General features: G+C 66.6%; 12 protein-coding genes. 10 read left to right on the forward strand and 2 right to left on the reverse strand.

Annotated features, from left to right (window positions below; genetic code table 11):
- Nucleotides 1-43: 43 nt before the first annotated feature.
- From A5724_RS23460 to A5724_RS23500, 9 genes are all read left to right on the forward strand, one after another.
- Nucleotides 44-1,663: a cyclic nucleotide-binding domain-containing thioredoxin-disulfide reductase gene (locus A5724_RS23460; protein WP_067808009.1), complete on the forward strand. Its 1,620-nt coding sequence runs from the start codon at nucleotides 44-46 to the stop codon at nucleotides 1,661-1,663.
- Nucleotides 1,660-1,986: a GNAT family N-acetyltransferase gene (locus tag A5724_RS23465; protein WP_067808015.1), complete on the forward strand. Its 327-nt coding sequence runs from the start codon at nucleotides 1,660-1,662 to the stop codon at nucleotides 1,984-1,986. The genes A5724_RS23460 and A5724_RS23465 overlap by 4 nt, the downstream gene beginning before the upstream one ends.
- 63 nt (nucleotides 1,987-2,049) lie before the next feature.
- Nucleotides 2,050-4,356, forward strand: a complete 2,307-nt coding sequence (locus A5724_RS23470; RefSeq protein ID WP_067808020.1) for an ATP-binding cassette domain-containing protein — start codon at nucleotides 2,050-2,052, stop codon at nucleotides 4,354-4,356.
- Nucleotides 4,357-4,458: 102 nt separating this feature from the next.
- Nucleotides 4,459-5,910 (forward strand): FAD/NAD(P)-binding protein, encoded by a 1,452-nt coding sequence (locus tag A5724_RS23475; protein ID WP_067808022.1) that lies wholly within the window; start codon nucleotides 4,459-4,461, stop codon nucleotides 5,908-5,910.
- A 2-nt stretch (nucleotides 5,911-5,912) separates the two neighbouring features.
- On the forward strand, nucleotides 5,913-7,769 hold the full coding sequence (locus tag A5724_RS23480; RefSeq protein WP_067808024.1) for an ATP-grasp domain-containing protein: 1,857 nt from the start codon (nucleotides 5,913-5,915) through the stop codon (nucleotides 7,767-7,769).
- A 36-nt stretch (nucleotides 7,770-7,805) separates the two neighbouring features.
- The gene (locus tag A5724_RS23485; RefSeq protein WP_067808027.1) at nucleotides 7,806-8,351 is read left to right on the forward strand and encodes a hypothetical protein; all 546 of its coding nucleotides are present in this window, start codon (nucleotides 7,806-7,808) and stop codon (nucleotides 8,349-8,351) included.
- Nucleotides 8,335-8,994: a hypothetical protein gene (locus A5724_RS23490; protein WP_156752421.1), complete on the forward strand. Its 660-nt coding sequence runs from the start codon at nucleotides 8,335-8,337 to the stop codon at nucleotides 8,992-8,994. The genes A5724_RS23485 and A5724_RS23490 overlap by 17 nt, the downstream gene beginning before the upstream one ends.
- A complete protein-coding gene (locus A5724_RS23495; protein ID WP_067808035.1) occupies nucleotides 8,991-10,184 on the forward strand; it encodes a hypothetical protein in 1,194 nt (397 codons plus the stop codon). Before A5724_RS23490 ends, A5724_RS23495 begins: the two co-directional genes overlap by 4 nt.
- Nucleotides 10,184-11,389 (forward strand): MFS transporter, encoded by a 1,206-nt coding sequence (locus A5724_RS23500; RefSeq protein WP_067808037.1) that lies wholly within the window; start codon nucleotides 10,184-10,186, stop codon nucleotides 11,387-11,389. Before A5724_RS23495 ends, A5724_RS23500 begins: the two co-directional genes overlap by 1 nt.
- 262 nt (nucleotides 11,390-11,651) lie before the next feature.
- Here the strand turns inward: A5724_RS23500 and A5724_RS23505 are convergent, their stop codons facing one another.
- Both A5724_RS23505 and A5724_RS23510 read right to left on the reverse strand, forming a co-directional pair.
- Nucleotides 11,652-12,377 (reverse strand): TIGR02206 family membrane protein, encoded by a 726-nt coding sequence (locus A5724_RS23505; RefSeq protein WP_067808041.1) that lies wholly within the window; start codon nucleotides 12,375-12,377, stop codon nucleotides 11,652-11,654.
- Complete coding sequence (locus tag A5724_RS23510) at nucleotides 12,377-13,747, reverse strand: wax ester/triacylglycerol synthase family O-acyltransferase (RefSeq protein ID WP_067808044.1); 1,371 nt, start codon at nucleotides 13,745-13,747, stop codon at nucleotides 12,377-12,379. Before A5724_RS23510 ends, A5724_RS23505 begins: the two co-directional genes overlap by 1 nt.
- Before the next feature lie 73 nt (nucleotides 13,748-13,820).
- On the opposite strand from A5724_RS23510, the gene A5724_RS23515 reads away from it, so the two are divergent.
- The gene (locus A5724_RS23515; protein WP_067808046.1) at nucleotides 13,821-14,666 is read left to right on the forward strand and encodes a mycofactocin-coupled SDR family oxidoreductase; all 846 of its coding nucleotides are present in this window, start codon (nucleotides 13,821-13,823) and stop codon (nucleotides 14,664-14,666) included.
- Nucleotides 14,667-14,699: the final 33 nt, after the last annotated feature.

The raw sequence follows: 14,699 nt of genomic DNA on the forward strand, positions 1-14,699 counted from the left end.
CCTGTGCCGGGCCGACCATTCCAGTATCGGTTGGGAGGCAATCATGTTCACTATCGAAGAACTGGCCACGATTCCCCTGTTCTCGACACTCGGGGAAAAGGAGTTGGAGTTCCTCGCCGGCGCAGTCGAAGACATCCACCTGGTCCCCGGGGAGTACGTAGCCCACGAGGGGGACGGCCGGTTCCTGGCCGTCGTGATCGAGGGCATGACGGAGTTGACCAAGATGGTCAACGGCGTCGAACAGGTGATCGGCGTGCGGCGACCGGGGGAACTCGGCGGCGAGGTCCCGATGACCCTCGGCACACCGTTGCCCGCCAGCATGCGGGCCGTCGACCGGTCCCGCGTGTTGAAGCTGACCGTCGAGGACTTCCACACCCTCGCGGCGATGGCGCCCGAGGTGTCGGCCGCCGTCGGTGCCGCCGCAGTGGAGCGCATGGAGATGCTCCGCAACGCCACCGCGCAGCCGCCCGAACCCGCGATTTTCGTCATCGGTCCGCGGCTCGACCCAGGCGTCCACACCTGCGACAGCTTCCTGCGACGGAACCAGATTCCATACGAACACCGGGATCCGGACGACGCTGTGGGGCCGCCCTATCCGGCGGTGATGCTGCGCGACGGCACCCGGCTGAGCACCCCGACGATGCGTGCGGTCGCCACGGTCGCGGGCCTGACAGTTGCGCCCGGCAGGGCGCATTACGACGTGGTGATCGTCGGTGGCGGACCCGCCGGGTTGACCGCAGCAGTCAATGCCGCCTCCGAAGGGCTGCAGACTGCGCTGATCGAATCGTTCGCCCCCGGCGGGCAGGCAGGCACCTCGACCCGCATCGAGAACTACACCGGATTTCCGTTCGGCGTCTCCGGCGACGACCTGGCCAGTCGCGCGCTGCGGCAGGCGAAGCGGCTGGGCGCCGAGATCATCGTGACTCGCCGCGTGGAGACCATCGACCCCTCGGCGATGACCGTCGGACTGGACGGCGGCGATCTCCTGCGAACCAAATCGATCGTGCTCGCGATGGGCGTGGACTGGCGGAGACTTCAGGTCGACGACGTCGAACGGTTCATCGGCGCCGGCATCTACTACGGCGCCGCGCGCAGCGACGCCAGACTGGCGCAGGGCAAGGACGTCTATCTGATCGGGGCAGGCAATTCGGCCGGACAAGCCGCGATCTTCTTCTCCACGCATGCCCGATCGGTGACGCTTCTGGTCCGCGGTGAGTCGCTTGCCGAGAGCATGTCGCACTACCTCATCCAGCAGATCGCGACGAAAGCCAACATCCGCATCGAAACACGCTCCGAGGTCGTCGCCGTGCACGGAGACGAACGACTCGAAGCGATCGACGTCATCGATCACAGAACCGGCACGACGTCTCGCCGCGATGCCGGCGTCGTCTTCGTGCTCATCGGCGCGGAAACCGCCACCGACTGGCTTCCGCCCGAGATCTTGCGCGACGAGCACGGTTTCGTCGTGACGGGTAGTGACGTGGTGAAGGCCGGTCAGTACAGCGCTGATCGCGAACCGCTCGCGCTCGAAACGAGCGCTGACGGGATCTTCGCCGTCGGCGACATCCGCTCGGGCTCGGTGAAACGCGTCGCGGCATCCGTCGGCGAAGGCGGGGTGGCCATCGCGATGGTGCACCGCTACCTACTGCAGGCACAGCCATGACCACCGCGACGCCGACCGTCACCGATGTGCCCGCGCGGCGGCGCTTCGAGATCGCAGTCGACGGGGAGGTCGCCGGCTTCGTGGAGTATCGGCGCCGACCCGGCGTGATCTCCTTGATCCACACCGAGATCGACCGGTCCCGTGAGGGCGCCGGGCTGGGCACGTTGCTCGTCAAGGCCGCGTTGGATGCTGCGCGCGCACAGGGATTGGCGGTGCAGCCCTACTGCCCGTTCGTCCAGCGTTTCATCGACCGGCACCCCGAATACCTCGACCTGGTACCTGCGGACCGGCGCGCGATGTTCCCGTTGGACCCGAAAGGATGAGGCTGCGCTGGTTATCGTGAGCCGGTGAGCCAGGCAGGCGGTCCGAGTCAGCCTCCCCCGCCCATGCTCACCGTCAGCTCCGACGGTATGCGGCGCACGTTTCCGCCAGGCCGCGACGTGATTGTCGGCCGCGACGTCCGAGCCGATCTGCGTATCCCGCACCCGGCCATTTCGCGGGCGCACATGATTCTGCGGTACCACGACGGCTTCTGGATGGCGATCGACAACAGCAGCCGCAACGGGATCTTCCTCGGCGCGCAACGGATCCAATCGACCGCCGCGACCGACGGGTTGAGCCTCAACCTCGGCAACCCCGACGGGCCGCGACTGACGTTCGAACTCGCTCTCGCACCGGACAACCGGACCACGGCGCAAACGAAGCGGCCCGTCATCGCCGCGCCCACCCAGGCCATCACGGCGCTACGCGCACGGCGGCGAGGACCCGAAGCACAGCACGCCACCACCGTCGGACGCGCGCCGGACAACGACATCGTCGTCGCCGACATGCTGGCATCGCGCCACCACGCCCGACTGCTGCCGACGCCGTCCGGCACGCAGATCCAGGACATGCGCAGCATCAACGGCACGTTCGTCAACGGACAACGTGTCAAGGACACGATGCTTCGCGAGAACGACGTCGTCACGATCGGCAACATCGACCTGGTATTCGACGGCGGCACCCTCGTACCCCGCACCGCCCCGGCCACCACGACCGGCGGACTCGAGGTGCACGGCGTCGGGATGACCCTCAAGCGAGGCGCCGTGACTCTGCTGGATCGGGTGTCGTTCACCGCGAGCCCCGGCACGCTGACGGCAGTGATCGGCCCGTCCGGCTCTGGCAAGACCACATTGTTGAAAGCCATTGTGGGACTTGCCCGCCCGAGCAGCGGTTCGGTGTCATTCGACGGCCGTGACCTGCACGCCGACTACGCCGCGTTGCGCAGCCGCATCGGCATGGTGCCGCAGCACGACGTCGCGCACCGCGGACTCACAGTCGCGCAAACGCTGAATTTCGCCGCGGAACTGCGGATGCCGCCCGACACTTCGAGAGCCGACCGCCAGCAGGTGGTATCACGGGTGCTCGCAGAACTCGACATGACCGCGCACGCCGACAAGCGGGTCGACCAACTGTCCGGCGGGCAACGTAAACGCGTTTCGGTCGCCATGGAGCTGCTGACCGAACCGTCGCTGCTTGTACTCGACGAGCCGACAACGGGTTTGGACCCAGCGCTGGACCGCCAGGTGATGACCATGCTGCGCCGGCTCGCCGACGCCGGCCGTGTCATCGTGGTGGTCACCCACTCGCTGGCGTTTCTGCACGAGTGCGATCAGGTGCTGCTGCTGGCCCCTGGCGGCAGGGCCGCGTACTGCGGACCGCCCCACGAGCTCGGTCAGGCCATGGGCACCACCGACTGGGCCGACATCTTCACCGGCGTCACCACCGATCCCGTTGGAGCGCAACGACGTTACTTCGAACGCCACGGCGCGGCGGCCGAGCGCCCGGCCCCATCCACGCCGTTCGTCAACGTCGGCAAGCCCGCGCGCACCAGCCTGTGGCGGCAGTTCTCGGCGCTGTGCCGCAGACAGGTTCGACTCCTGCTTAACAGCCATCGCTACTTCGTGTTCCTGCTTGCGCTACCGATTCTCGTCGGTCTGCTGCCGTTGACGGTGGGCGGCAGTGCGGGCTTCGGGAAGCCGCAGCCGGGTGCGGCGGCGCCGATGGAGCCGCGCCAGATCATCGTGTTACTCAGTTTCGGCGCGATCCTGATGGGCATCACGCTGACGGTCCGCGATCTGATCGGCGAGCGCGCCGCCTACCGCCACGAACAGGCCGCCGGATTGTCGGCCTCGGCGTACCTGTTGGCCAAGATCGTGGTGTTCGGCGCGGTCGCGACGCTTCAGTCGGTGCTGTTGGTATCGGTCGTCACGGCGCCGGTCATCGGGAAGCCCTCGCCGTCGACCGCCGCGGTGCTGGGCAGCCCGATGCTGGAAGTGTTCGTCGACGTCGCGGCGACGGCCGTGGTGGCGGTCATCCTGGGCCTGGCGGTCTCCTCGGTGTGCCGGTCAAGCGATCAGTACATCCCGCTGCTGGCGGTCGTCTGCACCGCACAACTCGTGCTCGCAGGCAGCGTCATTCCGGTGACGGGTCGCCCGGTGCTCGAGGCGATCGCCGCACTCACGCCCGCGCGCTGGGGCGTCGCCGCGATGGCATCGAGCATCGACTTACCGAATCTGGTTCCCGCCGCGACAGATCCGATGTGGGCGCACAGCGCATCGCGGTGGTTGGCCAACATGGCGATGCTCGCAGTGCTCGGGTTGGCTTTCGCCACGTTCGTCCGCTGGCGGCTGCGGCTAAAGGCCGCCGCGTAGCCGGTCCCTTACCGAACGGATAGAAAATTCTCCCCTTTTCGGAGCGGAATCTGGCTTCGCGACGATTCCGGCGGAGGCCGCTGATCACGACTATTTCAAGTCATGGCACGCATCGCACTGGTCGGCATCGGCGTCGGCGGCACCCTCACGGTCAGCCGGCTCGCGGAACAGGCCGACCGTTCGTGGAGTGGCACCACACTCGACATCGTCGACCGTCCGGAGAACCTCGGCCGCGGCAGCGCGTTCGGCAGCGACATCGCGGCCGCCGCGGTCAACACCTCCCGGTACCGGCTGGAGGCGCTGTCGCCGTCGCTTCATTCCTTCCGCAGCTGGCTCGAGGAAGGCGGGAGCCGGTGGACCGGTCTCGACGAGCAACCGATGTCGCGGTCGGTGTACGGCGACTACCTGGCCGCGACCCTCGGCAAGGCCATCGACCGTCTCCGGAACTGCGGCGTCCGCGTCCGCTTCACACCGATGCACGCGAAATCGGTGCAACCTGGCCTCGACGGCATCGAGGTGCGCGGTGAGACCGCCGACGTGCCCGCAGCCGACATCGCCGTCGTCGCGCCTGGCGTGTGGTCTTCGCCGCTGCCTACCATCGACCACGCCACCGTTACCGCCTACCCGCTGAGCGGGCTGCGGGCGCGGGTCGCCGATCAGCGCTCAGTCGCGGTTCTCGGCACCGGTCTTTCCGCGGTGGACGTGGCATGCGCCCTCGACGACGGTGAAAAGCGGGTCCATCTGCTCTCGCGGTCCGGCACGCTGCCGCGTGTCCAGGTCGAGTCCGCCAATGGTGAGGCGCCCCAACACCTCACCGAGGACGCCGTCATCCAGCTTGCGGTCTGGACTGAGCTGACCGCCGACTCCGTGCTGACTCTCCTCGACCGCGAACTCACACGGTTCGGCTTCACCCGATCCGATGTGTTCGATGACGCCGCGCACGCCGAGCATTGGTCAGATCCGCTGGCGGATTCGGCCGACCTCGCCTGCCACCACACGTTGAGCGGTACCAACCACGCGCTCAACACCGCGTTCACCCTGTTGTCCGACAGCGAGCGGGATGCACTGCGTGAGGCGCTGGGACCGAAATGGTTTCGCTACCGAGTGCGGGTTCCGCTGAGCCGGTGGCGCCAGCTGCGCGCGATGCAAACCGACGGCCGGCTGATCGTGCACGGCGGCGTTGACGCCCACGACGGACGCCTCGGCGACATCCTCACCGACCTGGGAGCCGACCAGCTGATCCCCGCGATCGGACAATCGACCGACCTGGAAGAGGGTCCGGAACTGGTTGCCGACCTTGCGACTTCGGGTCTGGTCGGCTGCGACGAGGCAGGCCGGGGTCTGGTGGAACCCGCGACATGCCGGGCGCTCACACCCGAAGGCCACCCGCGCGACGACCTGCTGCTGGTCGGCCAGGTGTCGGCGGGCAGCTACTTCACCGTATCCGCGCTCGACGTCGTTATGCAGCAGGCCCGCAACGCGGCGTCGACCCTCGCCGATTTCATCACCACTCGAACCGGCCGCCGTGTCCCGGTGGCCAGCAAGGCAGCCTGAACGTGAACATTTCGATCGCACACGTCGTCATCGTCAGCGGCAACGACTCCAGCCTCCCGATCGTGCGTCCGGCGAACACAGTCATCACGCTGATCCAAACCCCTGACAGGGCAACCGATTTCCAGCGCAATTCGGTGGACCGATTCATTGAGGTGCCCGAGATCTCGGCGGACACCCTGATCGATCTGCTGGGTTCGATTCACCGACAATCACCTGTCGCGGCGCTGGCGTGCTTCCTGGAATCCGCCATCCTGGCCGCAGCGGTTGCCGCCGACGTACTCGGCATTCCGTCGAACCCAGTCGACGCCGTCCGCACCGCCCACAACAAGGCGCTCACCCGTCTGGCGCTGCAACGCCATGGTGTCCCTCAACAACCGTGGCAGCTGTGCAGAAGCCTCGACCAGGTGCTCGCGTTCCGCGATTCGCTGGCGGGCGCCCCGATCGTGGTCAAGCCGGTGACGGGTGCAGGTAGCGCGGGCGTGCGCCTGATCCGCGACGACGCCGACCTACACGCGGCATGGGATTCCATCGGCGGGCTGAAATGGTGGGCGCTGCTGGACAATCCGGATCACTCGGTGATCGCCGAGGCGGTGCTGACCGGCGACGAGTTCAGCGTCGAAGCGATGAGCGTAGCCGGCCGCCACGAAATCCTGGCGGTCACAGGCAAGCTCACCACCGGAGAACCGGAATTCGTCGAACTGGGACACTGGCAGCCCGCGGTGTTGCGCCCCGATCAGCGGGCGGCGGTGATCAACCGCACCGTCGAGGTTCTCGACGCGATCGGGCACCGCACCGGACCGAGTCACACCGAGGTCATGGTCGACGCGCTGACGGTCGGAGTCGTCGAGACTCACACCCGCTTCGGCGGCGATCAGATCTGGGAACTCACTCAACTGACGACCGGGCGACACTTCGCCACCGAAACCATCTTCGCGCTGCTGGACCGGCCTGCGCCCGAGCCCGGCGTCCGGCACGGCGCGGCCGCGATGCGAAAGCTGGACTGGGCCAACCCTTTTCACCTAGATGCGGCGCGCAGTCGAGCCGGTGTGGTGCGGGTGTCCGCCCCCACCCGGCAGAGGCGTGAGGAGGTCGCCGCGATCACAGACTCCTCCGACCTGAATGGGTACGTGCTGACCGTCGGCGACGACGTGGCGCAGGCGTGGTCGCGCGCCGAGGAAACGTGCGCAGCGGGCAAGGGCGACAGCGCAACCGACGCGCCCGTGTTGGTGATGAGCCCGGCCAAGGTGATCAATCACTTCGGGCGGGAACGGTTCGCCTCCGTGGTTCCCCAAGGTTCGGTCTTGATCACGTCAGGGCCGGTGGACGTCGACGCCGGCCGGTTGGCCGACCTGATCGAGGTCCCCGAGTACACGACCAACGACGAGATCCCGCTCATCGCCGAAGAAACGGTGGTCAAGCACGGTCTGCAGCGCATCGTCGTGCTCGCCGAAGCGGACGTGCTTCGCGCGGCGGAAATCCGGTCCCGGCTCGGGATCCCCGGACAATTGCCCGCCGAGGCGCTGCACTTCCGCGACAAGACATTGATGAAAATGGGTGTGCGCGGCGCGGGCATCGCGGTGGCGCCGCACCGTCAGGTCACCTCGGCCCTCGAAATGCACGGCGCCATCGCCGAGTTCGGCTACCCGTGCGTGGTCAAACCCCCACACGGCCGCGGCTCGTCCGGAGTGTCGGTGCTGGCCAATGCCGAAGAATTGCGTGATTTCCTGCGGATCGGCCCGTTCAGCGACCAGGGACGCACCTATCCGTGGCTGGTCGAGGCGTTTCAGCCCGGCGAGCAGTACCGGGTCGACGGGGTATGCCGCGACGGCCGTGTCGTGTTCTCCGCTGTCGCGCTGTAAGTCAACACACACCTCGACTTCCTCGACGGCGGCCACATGGGCTCGGTCATGCTTCCCGCCGACGGTCTCGAGGCGCAAACCATCGGCGAACTGGCAAGGGCAGTAATGGAAGACGCCCTCCCCGGATACGACGGCGCGTTCCACCTGGAGGCGTTCCTCACCCCCGACGGCCCGGTCTTCAGCGAAGTCGGCGCGCGGATCGGGGGCGGATCGATCCCCGAAGAGGTCGAACTGTCCTATGGGGTCAACCTCGTCGAGGAGTCGATCCTGGCCCAGCGCGGGCTGCCGTTCCGGCATGGCGCGGTACCGCAGCGCAGCCTGGCCGGACAGCTCAACATCTCTCCCCTGCCCGGCCTGCTGGCCGACGCTCCTGAGCGGTTCGAGCACCCCGACGTGGTGCTGTCGGAGATCGCCGAACCGGGCAGGCGGTTCTCCGCGATGACACACACCAACGCCGAATTCGCCCGCGTCGTGTTCCGCGCTGACTCAGTCGAGTCCGGCCTCTCGACGATCGAGATACTCCTGCACCACATCAACACAACGACCGAGTGGAAGGAACTAGACCATGTGGCGTCAGCTTGACATGGAGGACTACGAGGCGGTGGTCGCGCTGCGCGACGTCGTCCTCGGCAACCTCGCGCACCCTGACAACTACGTCCGTGAGGACGACGAGGAGATGTTCGTCCGCGGACACCTGAACGTCTTCGGCGAGTCCATCGGCTACTTCGACGGCGACGACCTGGTGGCCTACCTCGCGCTGACCACCGACCTCGCCGCCTCCGGTGAGGACGTCGAATTCGAAGCGTGCGCACCGACTTCCACCGATGTGGTGTTCCCCGCGGCGATGGTGCTGCCGTCGCATCAGGGGCGGTCGTTGCATCGTGCCGGTATCACCCGCCATGTGGCGATAGCGAGGCAACTCGGGGCCCGTCGCGGGTTCGCGCAAATCTCACCGCGTAACCACCGCTCGCTCCGGAACTACTTCTCCCATGGTTTCCGCTGCACGCAGGCTGTCTCATATCCCGACGGGCGTCGTCGACTGCTGCTCGAACGCGACCTCGTCAGTGACGTCGAAGCGACATCCATCGACGACGTCGCGCTGGTCGACATGAACGACTTCGGTGGCATCACCCGCGAACTCACCGCCTCCAGGGCAGGGCATCGCCTGCTGCCGGTCGGCGCCAGTGCACTGATGGTGGTCGGGGCCAGGGGGTCGGCGGCATGACACATCTCCTTGTGGTCGGCGGCATCGCGACGGTGCACGACATCGCCCGCCGACTCGGCGCCGAACTGACGCTCGTCAAGACGACACCGACGCAAACCATGCTCGCCGAAGACGCGTACGCACGAATCGTCGACGTGTCCGGCATGGAAGCCACCGACCGAATCTCGCTCGCGGAGCGGGTGATCAGGTCCGTCGACGGCACGAACTTCGATGGCATGCTCTGCCTGCACGACGAGGCCGTCGAACTCGGCGCGCTGATCGCTCACAACCTGGGACTGAACTTCGCGAGTCCTCACGTGGCACATCGAACGGTCGACAAGGCAGCGATGCGTGCCCAACTGGCCACTGCCGGCCTGGGTTCGGTCGCGCACGGTGTCGTCGTCGACGGCCGGGTCGAGTGGTCGGGCACACCCCCGGCCTCGGAGATCGTGTTGAAGCCCGTGGACGGGCGCGCCAGCAGGGGCGTCACATTCCACCGGTCGGCCGACGACCTGCACGACTGGCTCGACACCCGGCCCGGCGAATTCCGCGGCTACCTCGCTGAAGAGCGAAAGATCGGCAGGGAGTTCAGTGTCGAATCGCTGATCGTGCGCTCCGGTGCGTCGTGGCACGGCGTGACGGCCAAGACGACCATCGGCGCCGTCGAGTCGGGACACCTTCACCCGGCCCCACTCGACGACGACGAGCGCATGCGCATCGTGGCCGCCGCGACCGCGTGCATCGAGGCGCTCGGTATCCGGCGCGGACTGCTGCATACCGAGGTGATCCTCGACGACACCGGAAAGGCTCACATCGTCGAGACTCATCTACGCGGCGGTGGCGACATGATTCTCGACCTGGTGCGGTCATCCACGGGTCTTGATCTCGCGGAACTGTTCGTCCGGGATCTGATCGAAGGTCTCGAGCACATCCCCGCAGCGACCGAACGCGGTTATGCCAGCAGCCAATTCGTGTTTCCCGTCGAGTTCGGCGTCATCGCCGGATGGGACGCGGTGACCGAAGCGCGGTCGATGCCGGGGGTCGATGTGGTGGTCACACTTCTCAACGAGGGAGACCATCTGGTGCCGCAGGTCAATTCCAGTTACGGCCGATCGGTGGACGCGATGGCGCACGCCCCCGATCCGCTGCAGGCCTGCGAGCGGGCCCGCGCCGCCGCGCTGACACCGATGCCGATTCTGGAGCCCGCGTGATGATCTCGGTGATTCCCCGCTGGCCCGGATTGCGCGTTCTGGCGGGCTCGATGCTGTTCAACCTGGCATCGGGCTGCTTCACGATCACCCTGGGCCAGGCGCTTTTCGAGAAGTCTGGCTCGGTGTCGGCGTTCACCGGTGTGGTGATGATCGAATACCTGGTGCCGGTCCTGCTCGGGGCGCTCGCCGGGAGCGTGGCTGACCGGGTCAACCCGGCCGTGGTGTGCGCGGTCGCGTCGATCGTTCCGGCGCTGGCGCTGATGGGATATCTGGTCGCGCCCGCGGGTCTGGTGGTGATGGGCATCGCGGTCGGCCTGATCGTCAACCTGATTCGGCCGTTCTACCGTGCCGGGATCTTCGCGGTGGGACCGCGCTCCCTTCATCAGACCGATCTGCCCAGGTACAACATGCGGTGGACCGTGTCGGTACAGGCGGGACAGATCACGGGAGGCGCGGTGGCAGGTGCGTTCCTGTGGGCGACGGGACCCAAGTGGGCTTTCTTCGCCGCCGCGACAGCGTACGCGCTCGCCGCGTATGCGTTGGCGTCGGCGCGTTCGGCGGTGTCGCCGTTGCACGAGGACGACGACGCCACCAAGGACGGATGGATCTCCGTACTGCGCGATGCGCTGGATAATCCGTGGTCGGTGCTTTCCCTGTTGCTCCTCGGAGTCGACTTCCTGACGGTCGCCGCGTTCAACGTCGCGCTGGCGCCGCTCGTGCGCCAGTTGTACGGAAATGAAAGCTGGCTGGGCATCTTGGATGTCTGCTTCGCAGTCGGTGCGATAGCGGCGCCCGCGGTGTGGGGACGGTACTCGTCGCGGGTATCGAGCAGAGGGAGCGTCACAGCGGGCTTCGCGATCCAGATCCTGGGCTTCGCGACGATCGCGCTCGGTCTTGGATTCGGAGATGCGCCGGGCCAATCGGCGGTCCCCGTCGGCGCTGTGCTGCTGGGCCTCGGCGTGGCGGTGTCGTCGAGCGAACAGGTGAGCATCCTTCAGGTCGGTGCCAAATCGTCGACGCTGGGCAGGATCGGTGCACTGCGTCAAGGGGTCATCGGTCTGACGACCGCGTTGACGCTGCCGGTGGTCGGCCACCTGGTCGACAAGGATCTCGCGGCGGCCTGCGGCGCGGTCGTCGTCGTCCTGGCATTGGGTGTAGCGGTGAACATCGGTGTCGGGCGCTGCGAAAAGGTCTCGGTCGCGTGAAGTAACGCCACGCCCTCGGTTTGGTCACGACAGACCGCGAGCACTTCCGGTCCGATGGCGCCGGTGGTTGTATCGGGCACCATGACCGCGGCCGGGACGCTGCAACTGATTCTGTTTGCGGCGACTGCAGGCGCGGGCGCGGTGGCTGGCTTCATCGCCGCGGCGGTGATGCTGCGCAGGCGAAAGCGTGCTCGCGGGTTTTTCATCCTCGGCGTCGTGACAGGGCTGGTCGCGGGCATGGTGGTGCGCCGCGGGCGGGTGTTCAGGTTGCTGGGACGTCGGTTTCCCGTCGCCGTTCCCACGGCCACGTCATCAGCGCCCACACGACGAGCACGATCGCGATCTCGGCGAGCAGATAGATCGGCCACGGGCCCAGTACGTCGAGCACTGACGCAGTGGGCGGCTTTGAGTTGAGATAGCCGTAGTTGGTGCCGGCGATCACGTTGAAGACGAACGTGAACGCCGCCCACCCGAGGGTCACGATGACCGCGAAGCGGTAGTCGCGCCAACTCGGCCGATTCCGCTGCCCCCACGTGAGGTAGATCGCGGCCCACACCACGAGAACGTGAAGCGTGAAGAACGTGAGGAACAGGTGGTGCGGAAAATCCGGTGCACCCTCCTCCGGTGTTCCGACATCGGGGGTCAGTAACGCTTGCGAACTGAGCACCAAACCCCAGTAGTAGGCGAGCGCAAACGCCCAATGCCGTTGTGACCACAACGCGTACGCCGCGGTGAGTTCGGCGACGTCACACAACTGCAGCGGCACCGAGGTCTGGATGTCCGGTCGGATCAGCTTGTACACCAACGCCACCACGAACGCGGTGACGAGGAGGGCCGCGAGCGCGCGAGAAAGCAGCCGCGCCTGCGACTGGGTCTGTCGCCGCCCGATCCAGACGAGCAGCACCGCACCGACGACGAACACGGTGAGCACCACCAGATGCGATGGGCCGTAAGCCGTGAACTCCCGTTGCGCGGAGTACGACACCATCAGTCCGCGATTCCGACGGCTCGCTCCAGATCGCTCAGCGAGTCTTCCAGGTGCGTGAGCAGGCGCTGCAGGTGCGGAACACTACGTCGGCATCCGACAAGGCCGAAATCGAGATTGTCGGCGTTGTTCGTCAGCGTGATGTTCATGGCTTGGCCGTCCAAAGCGATGGACAGCGGGTAATTGCCGTCCAAGCGGGCGCCGTTCCAGTACAGCGGTTCCCGTGCGCCGGGAACGTTGGAGATGACGATGTTGAACGGCGGCGGCGCCGAGGACACGAACCCGGGCAGCAGTCCCAATGCTATTCCGGACATCAGGAATGCCGACAGCGCGAGCGCCTGGGTTCGGGGCAACTCGGCGAATACCTGCTTGTTGTCGCGCATCGAGGCGTTGATCGCCTCCAACCGTTTGGCGGGATCGGCGGTGTCGGTGGCGAGGTTGCACAGGATCGTGCCGACCATGTTGCCGCCCGCGTCCTGTTCATCCGCGGCGCGCAGGCTGACCGGAACCATGGCCACCAACGGCGTTTCGGGTAGCGCGTCCAATTCGAGGAGATAGGCGCGGAGCGCGCCCGAGCACATGGCCAGCACCACGTCGTTGACGGTGACACCTGCCGCCGACTTGATCGCCCGGATACGACTCAGCGGCCACGACTGCGCCGCGACGCGACGCGCTCCCCCGATCGGCACGTTGAACATGGTCTTGGGCGCCCGGAACGGAAGGGTCAACTGCTGTTCCACCAGCGCTGCCCTGGCGACCGACAGTGCGGAAGGGGCCAGCGAGGCGACCGATCCGACCGCCCCGGTGACCGTCTGCAGAATGGACCGCTGCTCTGCGGAGTCCCTACTCCTGCGCTTCGGTCCGAGTGCCCACGGCACCCGGATCTCGCGGTCGTCCGGATCTGGCGACATCGACCGGATGGTGAGCCGCTGAGCGGAGATACCGTCGAGCAGGGCGTGGTGGATCTTGGAGTAGATGGCGAAGCGGCCGTCTTGAAGGCCCTCGACGAGATGCGTCTCCCACAGCGGCCGATGCCGATCCAGCAGCGTCCCGTGCCAGCGTGACGTCAACTCGAGTAACTCGCGGACCCGGCCCGGCCGCGGAATCGCCGACCTGCGCAGGTGGTAGTCGATGTCGACATCGTCGTCGAACGCCCACGCCACGGTGGAGATGCCGCCGAGAAGCCTGCCCGGGTGCTTTCGGAACGTCGGTTGGAAGTCGTCATTTTTGACGATCGTCTGGTGCAGATCGCGGACGAAATCGGGGCCGCTGCCCTCCGGCGGTTCGAAAAGTTGCAGGCCTGCGACGTGCATCGGATGTTCCCTGGATTCGCCGATGAGGAACATCGAATCGGTCGGCGAAATCAGCTCCATCGCTGCGACGGTACCTACCCGGGCATCACTTCGCGCAAGATATAGAAGCCAAGACTCCGCGCGAGAGGTCACGATGACGAACACAGTTGGCAGGGTGGCGGGTAAGGTCGCGTTCATCACCGGCGCAGCACGTGGCCAGGGTCGCGAACACGCGGTCCGGCTGGCGGAGGAAGGCGCCGACATCATCGCCGTGGACGTGTGCGCCGACGTCGACGCCGCAGGCTATCCTGGCGCCACCGAAGCCGATCTCGACGAAACCGCGACGCTCGTCGAGAAGCTGGACCGGCGCATCATCACCGCACGGGCCGACGTGCGGGACCTCGACGGATTGCGCGCCGCGCTGGAGCAGGGCGTCGACGTATTGGGCAGACCCGACATCGTCATCGCCAATGCCGGAATCTCCGGATCGCCTGCACCCGCCGCCATGATCGACGAAACCGCCTGGCAAACAATGCTCGACATCAACCTGACCGGTGTCATGCACACCGTCAAGGTGGCGCTACCGCATATGACTGACGGCCGAGGCGGCTCCATCATCCTGGTCAGCTCGATGCTCGGACTGCGCGGCGGCGGCTACATGGCCGGCTACGCATCGGCGAAGCACGCGGTGGTCGGCCTGATGAACTCATTGGCCAATGAGCTTGCCCCACAATGGATCAGGGTGAACTCCATCCATCCTGGCAACATCCTGACGCCGATGATCGACAACGACCACTTCCGTCGCACCGTGCGACCCGACCTCACCGAGCCGACGATGGCGGACGCGACACAGGTGATCGGGCACTTCCACATGCTGCCCAAGCCGATCATCGAGGCGCGCGCGGTCAGTAACGCGGTGCTGTTCCTGGCCTCCGACGAGTCGCAGTACATCACCGGAGCGGCGTTGCCGGTCGACGCCGGTGCGGTCGCCAAATTCTGACTGTTGACTGACGGGCGTCATTGACGAGCGTCA

Source organism: Mycobacterium sp. ACS1612 (assembly GCF_001667505.1).
Taxonomy (GTDB): Bacteria; Actinomycetota; Actinomycetes; order Mycobacteriales; family Mycobacteriaceae; genus Mycobacterium.